General features: G+C 61.9%; 19 protein-coding genes. 7 read left to right on the plus strand and 12 right to left on the minus strand.

Going from position 1 to position 19,920, the window contains the following annotated elements:
* Positions 1 to 13 precede the first annotated feature (13 nt).
* Both cysW and HBO10_RS09545 read left to right on the plus strand, forming a co-directional pair.
* Entirely contained in the window at positions 14 to 886 is an 873-nt protein-coding gene (gene cysW / locus HBO10_RS09540) for a sulfate ABC transporter permease subunit CysW (protein WP_034125450.1), read from the plus strand.
* A gap of 3 nt (positions 887 to 889) precedes the next feature.
* Positions 890 to 1,858, plus strand: coding sequence for a sulfate ABC transporter ATP-binding protein (locus HBO10_RS09545; RefSeq protein WP_034125451.1), 969 nt, complete (start codon positions 890 to 892; stop codon positions 1,856 to 1,858).
* Between the two features lie 56 nt (positions 1,859 to 1,914).
* On the opposite strand, the gene HBO10_RS09550 is transcribed toward HBO10_RS09545, so the two are convergent.
* Complete coding sequence (locus tag HBO10_RS09550) at positions 1,915 to 2,484, minus strand: Mpo1-like protein (protein ID WP_052199926.1); 570 nt, start codon at positions 2,482 to 2,484, stop codon at positions 1,915 to 1,917.
* 83 nt (positions 2,485 to 2,567) lie between these two features.
* Between HBO10_RS09550 and HBO10_RS09555 the strand changes: the two genes are divergently transcribed.
* Complete coding sequence (locus tag HBO10_RS09555) at positions 2,568 to 3,254, plus strand: Crp/Fnr family transcriptional regulator (RefSeq protein ID WP_034125452.1); 687 nt, start codon at positions 2,568 to 2,570, stop codon at positions 3,252 to 3,254.
* Here the strand turns inward: HBO10_RS09555 and uraH are convergent.
* The 3 genes from uraH to HBO10_RS09570 all read right to left on the minus strand — a co-directional run bounded on the left by uraH (position 3,249) and on the right by HBO10_RS09570 (position 5,360).
* Positions 3,249 to 3,659 carry a hydroxyisourate hydrolase gene (gene uraH / locus HBO10_RS09560; RefSeq protein ID WP_014716425.1) on the minus strand — a complete coding sequence of 137 codons (411 nt, stop codon included), beginning with the start codon at positions 3,657 to 3,659 and terminating at the stop codon, positions 3,249 to 3,251. The genes HBO10_RS09555 and uraH overlap by 6 nt on opposite strands.
* Before the next feature lie 27 nt (positions 3,660 to 3,686).
* Positions 3,687 to 4,160 carry a heme-binding protein gene (locus HBO10_RS09565; RefSeq protein WP_034125453.1) on the minus strand — a complete coding sequence of 158 codons (474 nt, stop codon included), beginning with the start codon at positions 4,158 to 4,160 and terminating at the stop codon, positions 3,687 to 3,689.
* Between the two features lie 195 nt (positions 4,161 to 4,355).
* Entirely contained in the window at positions 4,356 to 5,360 is a 1,005-nt protein-coding gene (locus tag HBO10_RS09570; protein ID WP_034125454.1) for an AraC family transcriptional regulator, read from the minus strand.
* A 101-nt stretch (positions 5,361 to 5,461) separates the two neighbouring features.
* Between HBO10_RS09570 and HBO10_RS09575 the strand changes: the two genes are divergently transcribed.
* Positions 5,462 to 6,532 carry a fatty acid desaturase gene (locus HBO10_RS09575; RefSeq protein ID WP_034125455.1) on the plus strand — a complete coding sequence of 357 codons (1,071 nt, stop codon included), beginning with the start codon at positions 5,462 to 5,464 and terminating at the stop codon, positions 6,530 to 6,532.
* Here HBO10_RS09575 and HBO10_RS09580 read toward each other — a convergent pair.
* The gene (locus tag HBO10_RS09580; protein WP_034125456.1) at positions 6,519 to 7,334 is read right to left on the minus strand and encodes an ABC transporter ATP-binding protein; all 816 of its coding nucleotides are present in this window, start codon (positions 7,332 to 7,334) and stop codon (positions 6,519 to 6,521) included. The two genes, HBO10_RS09575 and HBO10_RS09580, sit on opposite strands and share 14 nt — an antisense overlap.
* The gene (locus tag HBO10_RS09585; RefSeq protein WP_034125457.1) at positions 7,331 to 8,929 is read right to left on the minus strand and encodes an ABC transporter permease; all 1,599 of its coding nucleotides are present in this window, start codon (positions 8,927 to 8,929) and stop codon (positions 7,331 to 7,333) included. The genes HBO10_RS09580 and HBO10_RS09585 overlap by 4 nt, the downstream gene beginning before the upstream one ends.
* Before the next feature lie 278 nt (positions 8,930 to 9,207).
* Between HBO10_RS09585 and HBO10_RS09590 the strand changes: the two genes are divergently transcribed.
* On the plus strand, positions 9,208 to 10,209 hold the full coding sequence (locus tag HBO10_RS09590; RefSeq protein WP_020302215.1) for an ABC transporter substrate-binding protein: 1,002 nt from the start codon (positions 9,208 to 9,210) through the stop codon (positions 10,207 to 10,209).
* A gap of 103 nt (positions 10,210 to 10,312) precedes the next feature.
* Here HBO10_RS09590 and HBO10_RS09595 read toward each other — a convergent pair whose 3' ends face one another.
* Complete coding sequence (locus HBO10_RS09595; RefSeq protein ID WP_003187586.1) at positions 10,313 to 11,233, minus strand: LysR family transcriptional regulator; 921 nt, start codon at positions 11,231 to 11,233, stop codon at positions 10,313 to 10,315.
* Positions 11,234 to 11,417: 184 nt separating this feature from the next.
* Here HBO10_RS09595 and HBO10_RS09600 point away from each other — a divergent pair, with 184 nt between their 5' ends.
* Positions 11,418 to 12,323, plus strand: coding sequence for a TauD/TfdA family dioxygenase (locus HBO10_RS09600; protein WP_034125458.1), 906 nt, complete (start codon positions 11,418 to 11,420; stop codon positions 12,321 to 12,323).
* Positions 12,324 to 12,448: 125 nt separating this feature from the next.
* Here HBO10_RS09600 and HBO10_RS09605 read toward each other — a convergent pair whose 3' ends face one another.
* The 3 genes from HBO10_RS09605 to HBO10_RS09615 all read right to left on the minus strand — a co-directional run bounded on the left by HBO10_RS09605 (position 12,449) and on the right by HBO10_RS09615 (position 15,809).
* Positions 12,449 to 14,056, minus strand: a complete 1,608-nt coding sequence (locus HBO10_RS09605) for an alkaline phosphatase family protein (protein WP_034125459.1) — start codon at positions 14,054 to 14,056, stop codon at positions 12,449 to 12,451.
* Positions 14,057 to 14,298: 242 nt separating this feature from the next.
* Positions 14,299 to 14,760 (minus strand): HIT family protein, encoded by a 462-nt coding sequence (locus HBO10_RS09610; RefSeq protein WP_034125460.1) that lies wholly within the window; start codon positions 14,758 to 14,760, stop codon positions 14,299 to 14,301.
* A gap of 104 nt (positions 14,761 to 14,864) precedes the next feature.
* Positions 14,865 to 15,809 (minus strand): LysR family transcriptional regulator, encoded by a 945-nt coding sequence (locus tag HBO10_RS09615; protein ID WP_073844017.1) that lies wholly within the window; start codon positions 15,807 to 15,809, stop codon positions 14,865 to 14,867.
* Between the two features lie 155 nt (positions 15,810 to 15,964).
* Between HBO10_RS09615 and HBO10_RS09620 the strand changes: the two genes are divergently transcribed.
* Positions 15,965 to 18,280: a TonB-dependent receptor gene (locus HBO10_RS09620; RefSeq protein WP_034125462.1), complete on the plus strand. Its 2,316-nt coding sequence runs from the start codon at positions 15,965 to 15,967 to the stop codon at positions 18,278 to 18,280.
* Here HBO10_RS09620 and HBO10_RS09625 read toward each other — a convergent pair.
* The gene (locus tag HBO10_RS09625) at positions 18,251 to 19,438 is read right to left on the minus strand and encodes a CynX/NimT family MFS transporter (protein WP_034125463.1); all 1,188 of its coding nucleotides are present in this window, start codon (positions 19,436 to 19,438) and stop codon (positions 18,251 to 18,253) included. The two genes, HBO10_RS09620 and HBO10_RS09625, sit on opposite strands and share 30 nt — an antisense overlap.
* On the minus strand, positions 19,425 to 19,886 hold the full coding sequence (locus HBO10_RS09630) for a nucleoside deaminase (RefSeq protein ID WP_034125464.1): 462 nt from the start codon (positions 19,884 to 19,886) through the stop codon (positions 19,425 to 19,427). The genes HBO10_RS09625 and HBO10_RS09630 overlap by 14 nt, the downstream gene beginning before the upstream one ends.
* Positions 19,887 to 19,920: the final 34 nt, after the last annotated feature.

Below are 19,920 nucleotides of genomic sequence, written 5' to 3' on the forward strand. Positions count from 1 at the left end.
GGAGGCGCGGAACATGTCCCAATCGTCTATTTCCGTCGCGTCCTCGGCCAACGCCGCCCGCCGTGGCAGCGCGACCTCGCGACGTATCCTGATCGGCCTTGGCTGGCTGGTATTCGTGCTGTTCCTGCTGCTGCCATTGCTGGTGGTGGTGTCCCAGGGCTTGAAGAACGGCCTCGGCACGTTCTTCAGCGCAATCCTTGAGCCCGACGCGCTGTCGGCGCTGAAACTCACGGTGATCGCCGTGCTGATTTCGGTGCCGCTCAACCTGGTGTTCGGCGTCAGCGCCGCCTGGTGCGTGAGCAAGTACTCGTTCCGTGGCAAGAGCATCCTGGTCACGCTGATCGACCTGCCGTTCTCGGTGTCGCCGGTGATCGCAGGCCTGGTATATGTGTTGATGTTCGGCGCCCAGGGCTTCTTCGGGCCGTGGCTGCAAGACCACGACATCCAGATCGTGTTCGCCCTGCCGGGCATCGTGCTGGCGACCATCTTCGTCACCGTGCCGTTCGTGGCCCGTGAGCTGATCCCGCTGATGCAGGAGCAGGGCACCCAGGAAGAAGAAGCCGCACGCCTGCTGGGCGCCAATGGCTGGCAGATGTTCTGGCATGTCACCGTGCCGAACATCAAGTGGGGCCTGATCTACGGCGTGGTGCTGTGTACGGCGCGGGCCATGGGCGAGTTCGGCGCGGTGTCGGTGGTGTCCGGCCACATTCGCGGCGTCACCAACACGCTGCCGCTGCATGTCGAGATTCTCTACAACGAATACAACCACGTTGCCGCGTTTGCGGTGGCCAGCCTGTTGCTGATCCTGGCGCTCTTCATCCTGCTGCTCAAGCAGTGGAGCGAGAACCGAATCAACCGCCTGCGCAACAGCGCGGGTGAGGAATAAGTCATGTCGATCGAAGTCCGTAATGTCAGCAAAAACTTCAATGCCTTCAAGGCCCTGGACAGCATCAACCTGGATATCCAGAGTGGCGAGCTGGTGGCGTTGCTGGGCCCGTCCGGCTGCGGCAAGACCACGCTGCTGCGCATCATTGCCGGCCTGGAAACCCCGGATACCGGCAGTATTGTGTTCCACGGCGAAGACGTCTCCGGCCACGATGTGCGTGATCGCAACGTGGGCTTTGTGTTTCAGCACTACGCGCTGTTTCGCCACATGACCGTGTTCGACAACGTCGCTTTCGGCCTGCGCATGAAGCCGAAAAACCAACGCCCCACCGAAAGCCAGATTGCCAGCAAGGTTCACGAGCTGCTGAACATGGTGCAGCTTGATTGGTTGTCGGACCGTTACCCGGAACAACTCTCCGGTGGCCAGCGCCAGCGTATCGCCCTGGCCCGCGCCCTGGCGGTGGAGCCCAAGGTGTTGCTGCTCGACGAACCCTTCGGCGCCCTCGATGCCAAGGTGCGTAAAGAACTGCGCCGCTGGCTGGCGCGCCTGCACGAAGACATCAACCTGACCTCGGTCTTCGTGACCCACGACCAGGAAGAGGCCATGGAAGTTGCCGACCGTATCGTGGTGATGAACAAGGGTGTGATCGAGCAGATCGGTTCACCGGGCGACGTCTACGAAAACCCGGCCAGCGATTTTGTTTATCACTTCCTGGGGGACTCCAACCGCCTGCATTTGGGCGAAGACAAGCACCTGCTGTTCCGCCCCCACGAAGTGTCGCTGTCACGCCATGAACTGGAAGATCACCATGCGGCGCAAGTGCGGGATATTCGGCCGTTGGGTGCGACCACTCGCGTGACCTTGAAGGTTGAAGGCCAGAGTGAATTGATCGAGGCCGAAGTGGTGAAAGACCATGACAGCCTCACCGGCCTGGCGCGGGGCGAGACCCTGTTCTTCAAACCCAAAACCTGAACCTCACGTGATCGTTCCCACGCTCTGCGTGGGAACGCCTCTGGTGACGCTCTGCGTCACGCTTTTGGACGCGGAGCGTCCTGGCCTGCATTCCCACGCAGAGCATGGGACCGATCAAGACCGCGCCGCGCCACCGGCCCAGAGCGCTCTTCAATCTGGCGCTTGAGGTCCTGCCGCAACCCCAGCAAAAATGCCAACTCCACCACCACAAACAACGGCCCCACGATCAGCCCCGACACATCATCCACAAACGCAGGCTTCCTGCCTTCGTAGTAATGCCCGACGAACTGAATCACCCAGCCCACCACAAACATGCCCACGCCGCTGCTCAGCCACACCGCCGTGCTTTGCGCCGCCAGCACATGCCCGGCCCACACCGACAAGCCCATCAGCACCGTCATCAGCACCCCCAGGGCCAGTTCCAGGCGCAGATAAAACCACGCCGAAAACAGCGCCAACAGCACCGCAGGTGATAGCCACAGCCCGCCCACCGACCATTCGGGGCGCGACAGCAGCACGGCCACCGCCACCACAATCAACGGAATACCGATGAAGTGGCTGGCGATGTTGCGTGGGTCGCGGTGGTACGCGGCGTATTGACTGAGGTGGTCGACGAGGCTTTTCATTGTTGTTCCTCCTGTAGGATGTTTGATCATGCCCTGTCAGTCGGTGCCTAACTGTCAACTGGGCGACAATCTTCGGAGTTCGCATGGACACAGGGACATGGCACGCGCAATTGGCTCGCGGTCATTGGTTCAGCCATTTGCCGCCTGACTTGCAGCGTAGCCTGCTGGAGGCGGCGCGGTTGCGTGTGCTGACGGCGGGGCAGTACCTGTTCAAGCGCGGTGACCCGCCGTGCGGCGTGTATGCGGTGCTGGAAGGCACGGTGCGCATCAGTGCGGTCAGTGCCCAAGGCAAGGAAGCGGTATTGAGCCTGGTGGAAACGCCCTACTGGTTCGGCGAGATCTGCCTGTTCGACAACTTGCCGCGCACCCACGATGCCTTGGCCACGGGTGCTTGCAGGCTGCTGCAGGTGCCGCAGGCGGCGATGCTCGGCATTCTCGAGCAGCATCCGCTGTTCTGGCGGGAGATGGCGCTGTTGATGAGCCATAAACTGCGGCTGTCGTTGATCAATATCGAACAGATAAGCCTGATGCCCGCCTCAGAGCGGCTGGCCCATCGGTTGTTGATGATTGCCCAAGGCTACGGCGAAGTGGATCAGGCGCGCCGCGTGCTGCAACTGCCCCAGGAGGATCTGGCGGCGATGCTGGGCCTGTCGCGCCAGACCATCAACAGTCTGCTCAAGGCGCTGGAGCAACAGGGCATTATCGGCTTGAGTTACGGTGCCATCGAGATACGCGACCTCAATGGGCTGCGGTTGGCCGCGGGCCTATGAACCGCGATAGGTAGAGAAACCGTAAGGGCTGAGCAACAGCGGGATGTGGTAGTGCTGGTCGGCCTGCTTGACCTGGAATATCACCGGTACCTCAGGGAAAAACGTCTCGCGGTTAGCCTTCTTGTAGTAATCGCCGGTCTTGAACACCACGCGGTACTCGCCCGGCTGCATGCTGCGGTTGGCCGGGAACAGCTCGGCGATGCGGCCTTGCTGGTTGGTGACACCTTCAGACAGCGACTGCCACTTATCGCCCACATGCTGTTCAAGGGTGACATTGACCCCGGCGCTTGGCAGGCCGTTTTCCAGGTTGAGTACGTGCACGCTCAGGGGGTTGCCGTCGGCCAGGGCCAGGTTGCAGAGGCCGCTCAGGCTCAGTGCGGCGAGGGTCATGCTCAAGGTTTTCATCGCGAAGTCCTTTTGAGGGAAGTGGAATCAAGGGGTGATTTTCAGGCCCAGTTGCTCGGCGGCCTGTACGGCGCAGGCTTCATCCTGCGCGGCGCCACCGGCACCGGCGATGCCTAGGGCACCGACCAGTTCGGCGTCGGCAAACAGCGGCACGCCCCCGCCGAGCAACAGCAGCTCGGGCAAGCTGTTGAGGTTGGCGGCTTCTGGGTTATTACGCGCCCGTTCGGCAAACAGCCGGGTCGGGGTTTTTGTCGACAGCGCCGTGTACGCCTTGCGTTGGCTGGCGAGGCTGTTGTGCGGGCCGACACCGTCAGCGCGCAGGCCCAGCAACAGGTTGCCACCGCGGTCGAGTACGGTCAGCGCAGCGGTGCAGTGGGCCAGGCTGGCGTCGGCCAGTTGGCGAGCGGTGTGCAGATCCAGCTCGGCATGGCGTGGTAATTGTGGCGCCGCCTGGGCGACGGTGGCCACGGCGAGGCTCAGGAACAAGGCAGTGCGGTACATAGTGAGGGCTCCAGAAAGCAGGCCGTCACGGTAACCAGCGGACGCGGACAAAAGCCGCACAATTGGATGACAGGTTTGTAATCAAACTCAGGGATTTGTGGTGGTTGTACTGGCCTCATCGCAGGCAAGCCAGCTCCCACATGATGTGAACCCCATTCCCCTGTGGGAGCTGGTTTGCCTGCGATGAGGCCCTTCCTACTGCAATCCGTCGCGAAACTGCCCCGGCGTCATCCCCGTCCAGCGCTTGAACGCACGATTGAAACTGCTGGTATCGGCAAACCCCAGCAAATGGCTGATCTCGGCCAATGAGCACTGCGGGTCGCGCAGGTGCAATAACGCCAGGTTTTGCCGGCACTCATTGAGCAAGGCGTCAAACCGACACCCTTCATCGGCCAGATGCCGCTGCAAGCTGCGCAGGCTCAAATGCAGCGCTTGAGCAATGTGTTCGGCGCTTGGCTCGCCGTCTGGCAATTGCGCCTCGATGGCGGCGCGCACCTTGCGTTCCCAGGTCAGCGGTTGCAGTTGGGCGAGGGTGCGCTTGAGCACGGTTTCGTTGTGTTCGGCCAGCTCCGGGTTGGCGTCGTCCAGATGGCTGTCGAAGTCGCTGGCGGCGAATTCCAGGCGGTCTTCGTCGGCGGCAAACCGTACCGGCGCGCGAAATACCCTGTGCCACGGCTCGGGGTCGGCGGGTTCCGGGCGCCGCAGGTAAACGGCCAACGGCGCATAGTCGCGACCCAGGCGGTTGCGACACGTGCGCACGTAGATCGCCGCAAAGGCATCAATCGCTTCCGGCGCGGGCGCAGGGCTGCCTGGGGGTTGGAGCAGGCGAAAACGGTAGACGTCGCCGTGGCGGCTCAGCTCCAGGTCCAAGGCATCACTGACCACCTGGTGATAGCGCACGATGCGCTCGAACACCTCGCGCAAGCTGCCGCTGGCCACCAATGCGTAACCCAGCGCATGAAAGGTGGTGGGGCTGACAAACCGCGACACCCGCAGCCCAATCGCCGGGTCGCCACTGGCCTGTACCGCCAGCGCCCATAGGCGCGTGGTGGCCGACAACCGGTAGCGGGCGTTGGGGTCGTCCATCTGCTGCGGGTCGAGCCCGGCCTCGGCGCACAGCGCGGCGCTGTCGAGGCCCAGGGCGTCGAGCTGCTTGCGCAGGGCACGGGTCCAGCTGGCGAGGGAAGTGGGTTCGGTCATGGCAATTGGCGCTTGTGGTCAACAGATTGGCGTGCGCGGCTAGCGCCCTGCGCTAGGGTTAAGTGCAGGATGCAGGCATCACTTCACAAGAGAATGGAAGCATGGACGGTACTTCTGCAAGCCCCCAGCCGTTGAATGCGCAACAGCGTTCGGCGCGTATCCGCGAGGTGGTGATGGCCGAAGGCGTGCGCTTGCGCCAGCGGCACCCCTGGTTGTTGCATCAGGACGCGCTGGGCGCAGGCATCCTGGCCTTTGCCCTGCTGGGCATGTTCGGCTCGGCAGCGCTCTATATCAGCGGTCATATGGCCTGGTGGGTGTGTCTGCTGCTCAATGCCTTCCTCGCCTCGCTCACTCATGAGTTGGAACACGACCTGATCCACAGCATGTACTTTCGCAAGCAACGCGTGCCCCACAACCTGATGATGGGCCTGGTATGGCTGGCGCGGCCAAGCACCATCAACCCATGGATACGCCGGCACCTGCACCTCAACCATCACAAGGTCTCGGGCACCGAAGCCGACATGGAAGAGCGCGCGATCACCAATGGCGAACCCTGGGGCATCGCACGGTTGCTGATGGTGGGGGACAACATGATGTCGGCCTTGATCCGCCTGTTGCGCGCCAAGACCTGGCCGCACAGGTTCAGCATCCTCAAGCGCGTGCTGCTGGTGTACGCACCGCTGGCCTTGCTGCATTGGGGCGCGTGGTACGTCTTCCTGGGCTTTCATGCCGCCAATGGGATTGCCAGTTTGATGGGCGCGCCCATTCAGTGGTCAGCCGGTACCTTGCAGGTGATGCAGGTGATCGATATCGCTGCGGTGGTGATCATCGGCCCGAACGTGTTGCGCACCTTCTGCCTGCACTTTGTCAGCTCCAACATGCATTACTACGGCGATGTGGAACTGGGCAATGTGATGCAGCAAACCCAAGTGCTGAACCCTTGGTGGCTGTGGCCGTTGCAGGCGTTCTGCTTCAACTTCGGCAGCACCCACGGCATCCATCACTTTGTGGTGAAAGAACCGTTCTACATCCGCCAGATGACCGCCAAGGTGGCGCACAAGGTCATGGCCGAGATGGGGGTGCGCTTCAATGATTTGGGCACGTTTGCGCGAGCCAATCGCCTGGAGCCCCAGGAACACCCGCGCACTGAGCTCTCTTTCAGCAAGCAATGAACGCCAATGGCAGGTCGCGGATCTGTTCGCGCACCGGCGGTTGGTAATGGTCGTCGCTGGTTAATTCGTGCAACAGCTCTTCGCGTAGCTGGTGGAATTCAAAACTGCTGCGCTGGCGCGGATGAGGCAGGGTGATCTCGACGACCTGCTTGATTCGCCCCGGACGCGGCTCCATCACCACCACGCGATCGGCGAGGAAAATCGCCTCTTCCACATCGTGGGTCACCAGTACCGTGGTGATCCTGGCGCGGGCACGAATCGCCAGCAGTTCGTCCTGCATCTGCTGGCGCGTCAGTGCATCCAGGGCGCCGAAGGGTTCGTCCAGCAACAGGATGCGCGGGCTGGCCACCAGGCCGCGGGCAATCGCCACCCGTTGCGCCATGCCGCCGGAGAGTTGGTGGGGGTAGGCGCGAGTGAAATCGGTGAGGCCCACCAGTTCGATAAAGTCGCTGATGCGCCGGTTGCGCTCGGCCTCGTTCAGGGGCTCGTTGACCAGGCCCAGGCCGATGTTTTGCGCCACGGTCAGCCACGGGAACAGGCGGTGCTCCTGGAACACAATGCCGCGTTCGCCGCCGATCCCGCTGACGGCTTTGCCATCGACCTGGATCTCGCCGCGAAACTGCGTATCCAAGCCCACCAGCAAGCGCAGCAGTGTGGATTTCCCGCAACCGCTGGAGCCGACAATCGCAACAAATTCCCCTTCGGCCACCTCCAGGTTGAATTCACGGATGGCTTCCAGTTCGAAGCCATCGACGTCGAAGGACTTACCCACGTGGTTGAAGCTGACAATCGGTGCGTTCATGCGTGTCTCCAGCGGGTGGCACGGGTTTCGATGCGTTGGCCGATCAGGTTCAGAGCGGCGCCGGTGAGGCCGACCAGCAGCATGCCGCTCATGATCAAATCCATGCGCAGCAACTGTTGGGCGCCGATCATCAGACTGCCGATGCCGCCATCTGAGGGCATGAAATATTCGGCGCCGAGGGTGCCCATCCAGGCGTAGATCAGGCTCAGGCGCAGGCCGGCGAAAATCCCCGACGCGGCGCCCGGCAGTACCAGGCGGCGCAAGCGTTGCCAGAGGTTCAGGCGCAGCACCTGCGCGGCTTCGCGCAGCTGGGGCGACAAGTTGAGCACGCTGCGCTGGGTGGCAATAAACAACGGGAAGAAAGCGGCGAGGGCGATAAACACCCACTTGGCCAGTTCACCCAGGCCGAACCAGGCGGTGAGCAGCGGCACCCAGGCGAAAATCGCGATCTGGCGCAGCGCGGACAAAGTGGGGCCAAGTAGCCGCTCACTGCGCCGCGACAGCCCCAGCCACAGGCCCATGGCAAAGCCCAGGCTACCGCCCAGCAGCAACCCGCCCAGGGCCCGGCCAAGGCTTTTGCCCAGCGCCGTAGTCAGGCTGCCATCCAGCACGCCCGCCACGCTGGTTTGCAGCACCGCCCAGGGGCTGACCAGAATGTTTGGATCGACCCAATCCTGCTGAGTCGCTACTTGCCATAACGCCAATAGCAGCAGCGGCAACAGCCAGGGTTGCAAGCGCTGCCAGCCTTCGTAGCGTGGCCCGCGTCGAATCTGCGCAGTGGCCGGATGGGGCCAGTGCACCCACTTGCGGTCCAGCCAGCCGATGCCGCGGTCCATCACCACACCCAGCACGCCAATGACCACGATGCACACAAAGACAATATCGAGCATGAACAACTGGCGCGCCCACACCATCAGGTAACCGATGCCTTCGCTGGAGGCCAGCAGCTCCACGGCCAGCAGGGAGGTCCAGCCCGCCGCCAGGGCCAGGCGTACACCGGCCATGAACGCAGGCAGTGCGGCGGGCAGGACCAGACGGCGGATCAGCAAGTGGCCAGGCAGGCGCAGTACACGGGCGGCTTCGCGCAGGTTGGGCTGGGCGTCGCGAACGCCTACCAGGGTATGCAGGGTCACGGGCACCACGATGGCTTTGACCAACACCACCAGCTTGAGGGTTTCGCCAATGCCGAAAAACACCATGAACAGCGGGATCCAGGCCAGGGTCGGCACTTGCGCCAGCGCGCTGAACGTCGGGAACACCAAGCGCTCGGCGCGCGCACTGAAACCCAGGAACGCGCCCAGTATCGCGCCGGCACTGACACCGGCCAGCAGGCCCCAGAACAAGCGCTGCAAGCTGATGGCCAGATGGCTCCATAACTCGCCGCCGGCCAATTCCACCGCGCTGCTCCACACCAGGGCGGGAGTGGGCAGAATCTGCTCGCTCATCCAATGATTGCGGCTGGCCAGCCACCATAAGGCAAACAGCGTGAGCGGCAGCAGCCACGGCAATAAACGCTGGCCCAACTGCGGCCAGCGCGGCGCGATGCCTTTGGGCGGGGCCGCCAGCGGCAGGCTCAGAAGTGAAATCCGGGCCATGGAAGACCTCCGAATGCGTTATGTGATTTCGATCTTACAAAAGCGCGATCAAGATGATTGTGAGATAAGAAAAGTCATTTAAAGCCTCACGCCGCCACGCATCCAATGCATTCGAAGAATATTTTCGATGCTGTTTATGCATATGCCTCTGGAGGCTGCGGCTTAGCCTGCATATTTCTAAAAGCTATTAAATTGTGAATTTATGGTATTTAAAGTTTTGTTCAGTCTGTGCCTACTTTTTGCTCCCAGGCGACCGTCGCCCACCAGGAGCTGCGCTTATGAAACTGCCCTTTAAACGTCTGATCAGCCTGTTCGCCGGCACCGCCCTGGCCGGGTTGGTGCATGCCGCCGACCTCAAGGAAATCCGCATCGCAGTGCCCGACCTCAGTGCCGGCAGCCAGCACAGCGGCGGTGGCATCACCGACGTGTTGCGTGAACAGCAGATCTTTGAAAAAGCCTTTGCCGACCAAGGCATCAAGATCCAATGGAATTACTTCAAGGGCGCCGGCCCGGTGATCAATGAAGCGTTCGCCAACGGCCAGGTGGACCTGGCCTATCTGGGCGACCTGGCAGCGATCATCGGCCGCTCCAATGGCCTGGACACGCGGCTGCTCAGCGCCTCTGCACGGGGAGTGAAACACTACCTCGGCGTGGTGCCGGGCTCCGGCATCAAGACCCTGCAAGACCTCAAGGGCAAGCGCGTGGCGGTGTTCCGAGGCACGGCCAGCCAGTTGTCGTTCGACAGCGCATTGGCCAGCCAGGGCTTGAGCGAGAAGGACCTGAAGGTGATCAACCTGGACTTCAACGCGGCCGCTGCCGCCCTGGCCGCCAAGCAGATTGACGCCACCTGGGGCGGGTCCACCCTGACGGCGTTGCAGGCCAAAGGTTTGGCAGAGATACCGCTGACCACCAAGGACCTGGGCGATGCCGGCAGCATCCAGGCCGTGCTGGTGGGCAGCTCCAAATTCGTCGATGAACACCCAGACGCCGTGGCCACGTTGCTCAAGGCCCAGCAGCAAGCGGTGCAGTGGTTGACCGATGACAACAACAAACAGGCGTACATAGCGCTGGTATCAGGGCTGGCCAGTTACCCCCCGGTGATCCTCACCAATGATTTGAAAGACCAGAAACTCAGCGAAGTTTTCCCCTCGACCCTAGACCCGGTGTTCCTGGGCAAATTGCAGGATGCGGTGGACCTGGCGTCCAGGGAGAAGTTGATTCGCAAGTCGTTTCAGGTGAGTGATTGGGTGGCGCCTGGGCTGGTGGCGGCAGGGCTCTGAGCTTGTCGGTGCCTGGGCTATCGCCATCGCAGGCAAGCCAGCTCCCACACTTGAACGTGTTCACCGCTCAATGTGGGAGCTGGCTTGCCTGCGATGAGGCCCTTCAAACCGCCACACTGACCTGCTGGCTATCCACCTCCACCAAGGTCTCGATCATCGCCTTCGCCGCCGGCGACAACCGCGACCCCGTGCGGCTGACGATCCCGCAGCGTGCGCTCAGGGTATCCATGTGCTGCGGCAAGTTGCGCCAGTGCAGCAGCACCAGCGCCCCCCTGGCAATGTCCTCGGCAAAGGCTTCTTCAGTGCCGACGCCGATGGCATTGGTTTGCAGCACGATGCTCACCAGTGCCGGGAAGTGCTCGGTCTGGATACTCGGGGAGAAATCCATACGCCCACTCAGGTTCGCCAGCAGTTTGCGAATGCCTTGGGAGATCAGCGGCGCCGCCAGCGGGTAGTCGAACATATCGTTGGTGGACAGGCTGTCCTTGGCGAGCAAGGGGTGGCCGGGGCGGCAGAAAAACACCCCGCGTTTGGGGGTGAGTGCGCGGGTCTGGAAATTCGGGTCGGCTTCGAACTGGCGGATGTCGGCGATAAAGAATTCGATCTCTTCACGGCTCAGGCGGCGGCTGAGGGTTTCCCAGTTATCCACCTGAAACGTGGTGCGGATTTTCGGGTGGGCGTTGATAAACCGCGCCACCGCATCCGGCACCAGTTTCACGGCTGGCGCCGGGCCGCAGCCGAAGCGCAGGTCGCCGGCGTCGAGCTTGGTCATGCGCGTCACTTCACTGCTCAGCAGCGCTGCGCCATGCACCAGGCTCAGGGCGTGCTGCAACACCACCTGGCCTTCCGGCGTGGGGCGCAAGTCCTTGTGACCGCGGTCTACCAACACGCAACCAAACTCCTGTTCCAGCCCCTGGATGCTGCGGCTGAACGCTGGTTGGGTGATGCCCATGGCGTCCGCGGCACGCACGAAACTGCGGTGTTCGTTGAGGGCGATGAAGTATCGCAGTTGGCGAAGATCCATATGCTTTCCCGGCATTTTAAAAATAGGTCGAAGGCATTTGCGACCGAGCAAGCTGAGGTTTTAAATGCAAGCTCTTATTCCGTCAACGAAGCATTCATTCATTTGCTAGACCTAAATTGCATATGGATAGAGCGTTGCTGGAAGCGTCCCCCCACCGTTTCGCAGGCACATGAGGGTCATCACAATGAGCAACGCCGCATTAGCCGTTCAACCCATCGCCCAACCACTCGATATTCATCCGGTAGCCGGGCGGATCGGCGCCGAAATCCGTGGCATCAAACTGTCCGGTGAGCTGGATGCCGCCACCGTCGAGGCCATCCAGCAGGCGCTGGTGCAGTACAAGGTGATCTTCTTCCGCGAACAGACCCATCTCGATGACCAGAGCCAGGAAGCCTTTGCTCACTTGCTCGGCGAGCCGATCGCCCACCCCACCGTACCGGTACGAGACGGCACGCGGTTCCTGATGGAGTTGGATGGCACCCGTGGCCAGCGCGCCAATTCCTGGCACACCGACGTGACGTTCGTCGATGCCTACCCTAAGGCCTCGATCCTGCGTTCGGTGCTGGCGCCTGTGTCCGGCGGCGACACCGTATGGGCCAACACAGCCGCTGCCTACAATGACCTCAGCGTGGAACTGCGCGCACTGGCTGATCACCTGTGGGCGGTGCACAGCAACGAATACGACTACGCCGCACGCAAGCCGGATGTGGCGGTGGAGAAGCTGGAGGAATACCGCAAAGTATTCACTTCCACGGTGTATGAAACCGAACACCCGGTGGTGCGCGTGCATCCGGTCAGCGGTGAGAAAACCCTGCTGTTGGGGCACTTCGTCAAACGCCTGAAAGGCTACTCCCAGGCAGAGTCGGCGCAGTTGTTCAACCTGCTGCAAGGCCATGTCACCCGCCTGGAAAACACCGTGCGCTGGCGCTGGAACACCGGTGACGTGGCGATCTGGGATAACCGCGCCACCCAGCATTACGCGGTGGACGACTACGGCACCCAGGAGCGCATCGTGCGCCGGGTTACGCTCAAGGGCGATGTGCCGGTGGGGGTGCAGGGGCAATCAAGCAAAACCACTAAAGGTCTTTAAGCCGGGTGAGGACTAAAAATATGGGGGCGGGCTTGCTCGCGAATGCAGTGGGTCAGTTGATGAATACGTCGACTGACGCTGCGCATTCGCGAGCAAGCCCGCTCCCACATTTGGATTTGTGGTGTTTACCAGACTCCGATCTTCACCACTTTCTCTGCCTCTGGCTCACCATAACGAAACCATTGCCCGCGCACCTCAACCTCCGTGTGGCTGATGGTGGTGCGCCGTTTCAACCCGCGCAACCAGTCGAACAGATAACCCAAGTGCGTCTCGCGCACCTCGGCATAAGCAGGATCGCTGCCCAGGTCGTGCACTTCTTGCGGGTCGTTTTCCAGGTCGAACAGTTGCGGGCGAAAGCCGTCGTACGCCAGGTACTTCCAGCGCTCGCTGCGCACCATGGTCATGCGGCAACGGTCGATGGGTTGCTCCAGACGCTCGCGAGCCGGGGCCTGGAAGGCGTAGTCGTATTCGGCAATGGCATAGCGGCGCCAAGTGGGTTGCTCGCCCTGCAGCAATGGAATCAATGAGCGGCCTTCCAGGCGATGGTCGGCGGCGGGCAAGCCCAAGGCGTCGAGGAAGGTGGGCAGGGCGTCGATGGTTTCCACCAGACGCTCATCCACGGTGCCGCGGCTGACATCGGCGCTGGCACGCGGGTCGCGCACGATCAGCGGTACACCCACCGCAGGCTCCAGCAAGAATTCTTTTTCACCGAGGAAATGATCGCCGAGGAAGTCGCCGTGGTCGCTGGTAAACACGATCAGCGTGTCGTCCCAGCGGCCAGCGCTTTGCAGAAAGTCGAACAGCCGCCCGAGTTGATCGTCAATCTGTTTGATCAGGCCCATGTAGGTCGGAATCACCGTGAGGCGCACCTCGTCACGGGAGAAATTCTGGCTCTCCTGGTGTTGGCGAAATGCCTGGTACACCGGGTGATCGCTGGTGTGTTCAGGTTGAATCGGCGCCTGCACATGCTCGGTTCCGTACAGCGCGTGATACGGCGCCGGCGCGATGTAGGGCCAGTGCGGCTTGATATACGACAGGTGCAGGCACCAGGGCTGTTCACCTTGTTCGTCGATAAAATCGATGGCGCGGTCGGTGGTGTAGACGGTCTCCGAATGTTCTTCGGCCACCCGTGCGGGTTTGCCGGCGTTGCGCATATGCCAGCCGCTGAGCACTTCGCCGTTCTCACCTTCGGCGGCGTTGGCCCATTCGTGCCAAGGGTTGCTGCCGTGGTAGCCGTGATCACGCAAGTATTGGGTGTAGGGCGCGGATTCGCGCTTATCCTCGAACAGCGGGCTGTCGGGATAGATGCCGTCGTGACGCAGATACGCATCGAAACCGACCTCATTGAGTGGCTCGGCCTGGGCACTGTCGGGGTCTATCTGCAGGCGCTGCAAGGCCTCAAGGTTCGGCGTGGCGTGGGTCTTGCCCACCAGGGCGGTGCGGATGCCGTGGGGGCGCAGGTAGTCGCCGATCGTCAGCTCCTCGAGCGGCAGCGGCACTGCGTTCCACGCCACCTGATGGCTGCTGACATAGCGCCCGGTGTAGGCCGACATGCGCGACGGGCCGCAGATGGTGCCTTGTGTATAGGCCCGACTGAAACGCACACCGGCGGCGGCCAGGCGGTCGATATTCGGCGTATGCAGATGGGCATGGCCGTAGCAGGACAGGTAGTCGCGGCGCAGTTGGTCGCACATGATGTAGAGCACGTTGCGCACGGGTTTGGCGTCAGACATAGGAATTTACCGAACGGAGGACAGGTGGGTTTTTTCGCCGTTCGAGGGGCGCTCTGGCAAGTGCATTTGGGGACTGGGTTCTATGCATTGAGTGCATGGGTGTGGCTGCTGGCGTCATCGCAGGCAAGCCAGCTCCCACAGTTGAAATGCATTTCCCTGTGGGAGCTGGCTTGCCTGCGATGACGGCCTGACAGCAGATACATATCTACCTGACTCCCCGCGATCAAATGGTGGGAGCAGGCTTACCCGGCGAAGGACCTGATGTGAGCGGCCAGTCCTGCCAGCGCTTTATCATCTGCCCTGGAAGCGTCATGGGAGGAGACATAGCCTTCATAACGCTCAAAATATTTGTCCTGGGTCGAACTGATTTTTTTGAAGGCGCTATCTTCCCCGGTCCCATGCATCGGGAATAATTTGGCGTGCAGATGATCGACGCCATAACCCTCCAGAATCATGCCCGTTCTAGCCACACCTATTAGCGCTTTGTCCAAAAGCGTCGCCGTCTTCTTGGCTGCGATGACCAAGTCACACAGCACGGTGTCCGGTTCGGCAAACGCATAGCTGCCGTGATGGGTTTTGGGGATAACCACACTGAACCCCGGCGTATTGGGAAATATGGAGAGAAATGCCATGTGGGTCTGGTCTTCCCACAGGAGGTGGGAGGGTGCAGTACCGCGGGCAATGCTGCAAAAGATACAGTCCATCAAACGCGCTTCCTCGTGCGGGTCAAAAGGTAGACTCTCTTGTATGTGATCTTTGTTATCTAATGATGACTTCACTGACGTTGCGGGCCGCTTTCACCGCTTAGTCAGACCGCAATATTTTCCAACGCATAAGCATCCTCGTCTCTCTCATCAATCTCCTTGATCTGCTCAATCATCGCCTGCGCCAGCGGCGACAACCGATACCCTGCACGGCTGACGATCCCGTAGCGGGTGTAGCGCTCCTCCAGGTTTTCGTCCAATCCCTCAATCTGCAAACACACCAGTTCGCCGCGAGCCATGTGCAGCACGTCGCTGTTGGCGCTGACGATGCCGATGGCGTCCGAGCGCAATACCACGCCCATGAGGCTGTAGCCGTTTTCGCATTCCACATTGGGCTGGTAATCCGGCCGGCCGCTGAGGTCGACGATGACTTTGCGCAGGTTCGGCGGGCGGATGGTCACTGCCAGCGGGTAGCTCATCAGCTCGGCGGCGCTGACGCTGTTGCGTGCGGCCAGGGGATGCCCGGCGCGGCAGCAGAAGTGCCAACGGCGCGGGCGCAGGCGGTGGGTGTGGTAGTCGGGGTTGGCTTCGAAGTGGCGGGTGTCGGCGACGAAGAATTCGAACTCTTCGCTGAGCAGCCGCTTGCCCAGGCTTTGCCAGTCGTCCACCTGGAACTGCACGCGGGCCTTGGGGTAGCGCCCGATAAAACTGCCGATGGCACGTGGGACTAACCCAGCTGCCGGCGCTGGGCCACAACCGAAACGCAGTTCACCGGCTTCCAGGCCGTTGAACTGGCTGATTTCGTTGGCCAGCTGTTGGGCGCCGCTGACCAGGCGCCGTGCATGCTCGAGCAGCACCTGGCCTTGCTTGGTGGGGGCCAGGTCTTTGCGGCCACGGTCGACCAGTTGGCAACCGGCACTGTGTTCCAGGGCCTGGATGCTGCGGCTGAACGCCGACTGCGACAGGTTCACCGCCGTTGCTGCCGCGACGAAACTGCGCTGTTCGGCAAGGGCGATGAAGTGGCGAAGCTGGCGCAGGTCGATATGCATTTTTCACATCAAAAATATCCGGGAAATGCATTGGCTATGCATTACGTCGACTCCTTATAAAGGCTATCTCTTATGCAGTAAATGTTCGTAAAAACATAAATAAATAACCTTTAGGAATATAAGGCGACGAGTATTCCGGGGTTCTGGAGCCGCTTATGAGTTTGTTCAAGTCCTTGCCCCTGGCTGTTCTAGTGGCCGGTAGCAGCAGTTGGTCGCCGGCCCAGGCCGCTGAAACACCCGCGCCTGCCGGCAAGGGCGAAAGCGCCAGTGGCCAATTGGAAACTGTTACGGTCACTGCCCGGCGGCGTACCGAAAGTGCCCAGGCCGTGCCGACGCCCATGAGCGTGCTCGGTGGCCAGGCCCTGGAAACCCAGCGGGTGTACCGCATCCAGGATTTGCAGCAACTGGTGCCCAGCGTCAACGTCGCCTATATGCATGCGCGCCAGTCCAGCGTGTCGATCCGCGGCCTGGGCAACAACCCGGCCAGCGATGGCCTGGAAGGCAGCGTGGGGCTGTATATCGACAACGTCTACCTCGGGCGCCCGGGTATGGCGGTGTTCGACCTGATGGACATTGAGCAGCTTGAGGTTTTACGCGGCCCCCAGGGCACGTTGTTCGGCAAGAACACCACCGCTGGCGTGATCAATATCAGTACGCGCGCGCCGAGTTTTACTCCCGAGCGCAGCATCGAAACTTCCTTGGGCGAGGACGGTTATTTCCAGACCAAGGGTACGATTTCCGGCCCCCTGACCGATGACCTGGCAGGGCGTTTCTCGGCCTATCGCACGCGCAGCGACGGCGACATCAAGAATGAACACGACGGCCATGATCTGAACGGCGGTTCACGCCAGGGCTTTCGCGGGCAACTGCTGTACAAGCCCAACGAAGCGTTCAACCTGCGCTGGATCGGCGACTACAACGAAGAAGACTCCAGCGCCGGCACCCGCGTGCTGTACAGCACCGGCCCGACCATCAATGGCACCAACCTGTATCAATCCCGGGCCAACGCGGCGGGCGCAACCTTGGTGGACGGCACCCATCGCAAGGTCAACCTCGACAACGACCAGCACGTCACGGTGTTCCAGGGCGGTACGTCGCTGGAAGCCAATTGGACGCTGCCCAGCGACTTCACCCTGACCTCGGTGAGTGCTTATCGCTGGTGGAATTTCACCCCGCGCAACGATGACGGCCTCAACGTACCGGCGTCGTATAACGCCGGGGTTTCGGTGGAAGACAAGCAGTGGTCCCAGGAATTGCGCCTGGCGTCGCCCAGCGGTGGTTTCTTCGATTACGTGCTGGGCGCCTACTACTTCGGCTCCGACCTGGATAACAAATCCTTTGCCTACTATGGGACCAAGGCCGATATCTGGAACGGCACACCTGCCGGTGCGTTGAGCAACGTGAGCAGTGTGGGCAACGGGCATATCCGCACCGACAGCTTCGCGCTGTTCGCCCAAGGCACCTGGCACCTGACCGAACGCCTGGATTTCACCGCCGGTGTACGCGGCACCTACGAAGAAAAAAGCGCCTGGGTCACGCGCAATGCGCCCGTCGGTGGCGCGGCGGTCAGCGGGGCCGCCGCCATGGCGCGGCGTGGGCGTACCGGGGCCTATGACTCGGGCGACCTGTCGCAATACAGCGCTACGCCGTCGGGGCTGCTCAACCTCAGTTATCACTTCAATGAAAACCTGCTGGGCTACGCGACGCTGTCCCATGGCGAGAAGTCCGGCGGTGTGAACCTGGCGGTGGGGTCTGCGCCGACGGCCGGAGCCGACTCGTTGCTGATCGGCACCGAGCGCGCCAACAACGCCGAGCTAGGCTTCAAGAGCACGTTGTGGGACCGCCGCCTGCAGCTCAATGCCAACCTGTTCTGGACCCAGGTCAACGGCTACCAAACCAACGCCTACGACCAGGACAACCGCGTTCAGTACCTGACCAACGCCGGCTCGGTACGCTCGCGGGGCGTGGAAGTGGAAAGCACCCTGGTGCCGATCAAGGGCCTGACCCTGAACATCAACGGTTCCTTCAATGACGTGACGTACCTGTCTTACAAGGATGCACCGTGCCCGCCGGAAACCAGCCTGCGTCCCGGTGCGCCTGCGTCCTGCGACTTGAGCGGCCACCAGGTGGTGGGCGCGTCCAAGTGGATTGCCAACGCCAACGGCGAATACAAGTGGAACCTGGCGAACGGCTTCGAACCCTATGTCACCGCCAGCTATGCGTTCCGTTCCAAGGCGGTGGGCACGGTGGAAGATTCCGACTACGGGCAGATCCCGGCGTATGCGGTGGTCAACCTGTCTACCGGTTTGCGCGGCGGCTATGACCAGGGGCAGTGGGATGTGTCGCTGTGGCTGAAAAACGCCTTCGACAAAACCTACTACACCACCCTGTGGACCGGTGGTAACGGCGGTTACGAGGGCCTGCTGGGCACGCCGCGCACCCTAGGCGTGACTGGGCGCTACGACTTCTAGGTCGGTGCGATAGGTGGCCGGGCTGAACACCCGCGTCACCAGCAGCATCGCCACCACCGTCACCGTCAGCACCACCCAGGCACTGACAAAGTTGCCGGTAAGCTCGCGCAGCCAGCCGGTCAGCCACGGCGAAATCGCATTGATCAAAAAGCCCACGCCTTGCACGAACGCAGCCAGTTGCCCCGCTTGGCGTGGGTCGCGATGGTGGTCGAGGGTCAGCAGCAGGCTCAGGGCAAAGCACGCCCCTAACCCGAAGCCGCACAAGGCCACCCACAGGTGGGGATATTCCTGCGGCGCAATGATCAGGCCGAGGTAGCCGATGGTTTGGGCCAGCAGGCTGATGCTGAGCAATGGACGGCGGTCGATACCGCGTTGCGCCAGCACCGGCATCAGCAGGGCGGCCGCCACCTGAAAGATCGTCATGAATGCCAGCAACGACCCGCTGGGCAGCACGCCCCAGCCCAGTTGCTGATAGTAGGCCGGCAGCCACGCGACCATGCTCATGTAGCCGCAATTGACCAGGCCGAAATACAGCGCCAGCAGCCAGGCGCGGCGGTTGCGCAACCCTTTGAACGCAGGCGCCTGCAGTGGATTGCGCGCTGCGCCCAGCGGTAGCCAGGCCCACAGCAGCAATGCCCCCAGCGCCGGCAATAACCACACACCCAGGCCTGCCTGCCATTGCTGGAAATGCGTGGCTATCAACGGGCTGAGCAGCGCCGCCAGCCCACCGCCGGCCATCAGCGACGCCGAGTACACCCCCATCGCTACGGGCACACGGTGATGGAATTCACGCTTGATCATTGCCGGCACCAGCGCCTGGATCAGCGCAACACCCGCACCGCCAAGCAGCGCGGTAACCAGCAGTGCCGAAGCCTGGCCCATCAGCCAGCGCGCCAGGCACGCCAGCAGAATCATCAACAAGCCCAGGGCGATGCCGCGACGCTCGCCCAAGCGAGCCTCCACGCGCACGCCCACCAGTGCCACCAACCCCATGCAGATCACCGGCAGGCTGGTGAGCAGGGCACTGCTCTGAAAGCTCAGGCCGGTGGCCTGGCGAATCTCGCCGAGCAGTGGGCTGATGGAACTGAGGATCGGGCGCAGATTCAGGCCGAGCACCACCAGCAGGCCCCAGCCGGCGAGGGATTTATTCAGGGTCATGCAGGGTTTTCCACTGGTGATACAGCGCAGTCATTGCGGCATCGGGCAGGTGCTGAATGGGCAGGCGTTGCGCGTCGATGGGCAAGCCAACCTGTTGGCTGATGGCTGCGGTCGACAGGCCGAACGGCTCGGCCATTTCGTTGCTGGCGGCAAACACTACGCGCTCGACGCCGCACAGGTACATGGCGCTCAGGCACATCGGGCAAGGCTGGCCGCTGGCATAGATCACACACCCTTCCAGGCGCGCACCCAGTTGTCGGCTCGCTGCGCGGATCGCCAGCAGTTCGGCGTGGGCGGTGGGGTCCTGGGTCAGGTGGATCTCATTCACGGCTTCCACCAACACCTCATCGTTGCGCGTCAGCACCGCGCCGAAGGGGCGGCCACCTTGGGCGACGTTGGCGCGGGCCAAGGCAATAGCGCGTTGCAGGTGTGGTTGATCGTTGGTCATACAAGGCCCCGGAGTGCGATGAAAGGTGAAGTAT

Source organism: Pseudomonas sp. WS 5503 (assembly GCF_012985385.1).
Lineage (GTDB): Bacteria > Pseudomonadota > Gammaproteobacteria > Pseudomonadales > Pseudomonadaceae > Aquipseudomonas > Aquipseudomonas paracarnis.

Bases quoted from the DNA above. Each gene is read 5' to 3' on its own strand.
- cysW (WP_034125450.1), top strand. From the start codon at position 14: ATGTCCCAATCGTCTATTTCCGTCGCGTCCTCGGCCAACGCCGCCCGC.
- HBO10_RS09545 (WP_034125451.1), top strand. From the start codon at position 890: ATGTCGATCGAAGTCCGTAATGTCAGCAAAAACTTCAATGCCTTCAAG.
- HBO10_RS09550 (WP_052199926.1), bottom strand. From the start codon at position 2,484: ATGAAAAGCCTCGTCGACCACCTCAGTCAATACGCCGCGTACCACCGC.
- HBO10_RS09555 (WP_034125452.1), top strand. From the start codon at position 2,568: ATGGACACAGGGACATGGCACGCGCAATTGGCTCGCGGTCATTGGTTC.
- uraH (WP_014716425.1), bottom strand. From the start codon at position 3,659: ATGAAAACCTTGAGCATGACCCTCGCCGCACTGAGCCTGAGCGGCCTC.
- HBO10_RS09565 (WP_034125453.1), bottom strand. From the start codon at position 4,160: ATGTACCGCACTGCCTTGTTCCTGAGCCTCGCCGTGGCCACCGTCGCC.
- HBO10_RS09570 (WP_034125454.1), bottom strand. From the start codon at position 5,360: ATGACCGAACCCACTTCCCTCGCCAGCTGGACCCGTGCCCTGCGCAAG.
- HBO10_RS09575 (WP_034125455.1), top strand. From the start codon at position 5,462: ATGGACGGTACTTCTGCAAGCCCCCAGCCGTTGAATGCGCAACAGCGT.
- HBO10_RS09580 (WP_034125456.1), bottom strand. From the start codon at position 7,334: ATGAACGCACCGATTGTCAGCTTCAACCACGTGGGTAAGTCCTTCGAC.
- HBO10_RS09585 (WP_034125457.1), bottom strand. From the start codon at position 8,929: ATGGCCCGGATTTCACTTCTGAGCCTGCCGCTGGCGGCCCCGCCCAAA.
- HBO10_RS09590 (WP_020302215.1), top strand. From the start codon at position 9,208: ATGAAACTGCCCTTTAAACGTCTGATCAGCCTGTTCGCCGGCACCGCC.
- HBO10_RS09595 (WP_003187586.1), bottom strand. From the start codon at position 11,233: ATGGATCTTCGCCAACTGCGATACTTCATCGCCCTCAACGAACACCGC.
- HBO10_RS09600 (WP_034125458.1), top strand. From the start codon at position 11,418: ATGAGCAACGCCGCATTAGCCGTTCAACCCATCGCCCAACCACTCGAT.
- HBO10_RS09605 (WP_034125459.1), bottom strand. From the start codon at position 14,056: ATGTCTGACGCCAAACCCGTGCGCAACGTGCTCTACATCATGTGCGAC.
- HBO10_RS09610 (WP_034125460.1), bottom strand. From the start codon at position 14,760: ATGGACTGTATCTTTTGCAGCATTGCCCGCGGTACTGCACCCTCCCAC.
- HBO10_RS09615 (WP_073844017.1), bottom strand. From the start codon at position 15,809: ATGCATATCGACCTGCGCCAGCTTCGCCACTTCATCGCCCTTGCCGAA.
- HBO10_RS09620 (WP_034125462.1), top strand. From the start codon at position 15,965: ATGAGTTTGTTCAAGTCCTTGCCCCTGGCTGTTCTAGTGGCCGGTAGC.
- HBO10_RS09625 (WP_034125463.1), bottom strand. From the start codon at position 19,438: ATGACCCTGAATAAATCCCTCGCCGGCTGGGGCCTGCTGGTGGTGCTC.
- HBO10_RS09630 (WP_034125464.1), bottom strand. From the start codon at position 19,886: ATGACCAACGATCAACCACACCTGCAACGCGCTATTGCCTTGGCCCGC.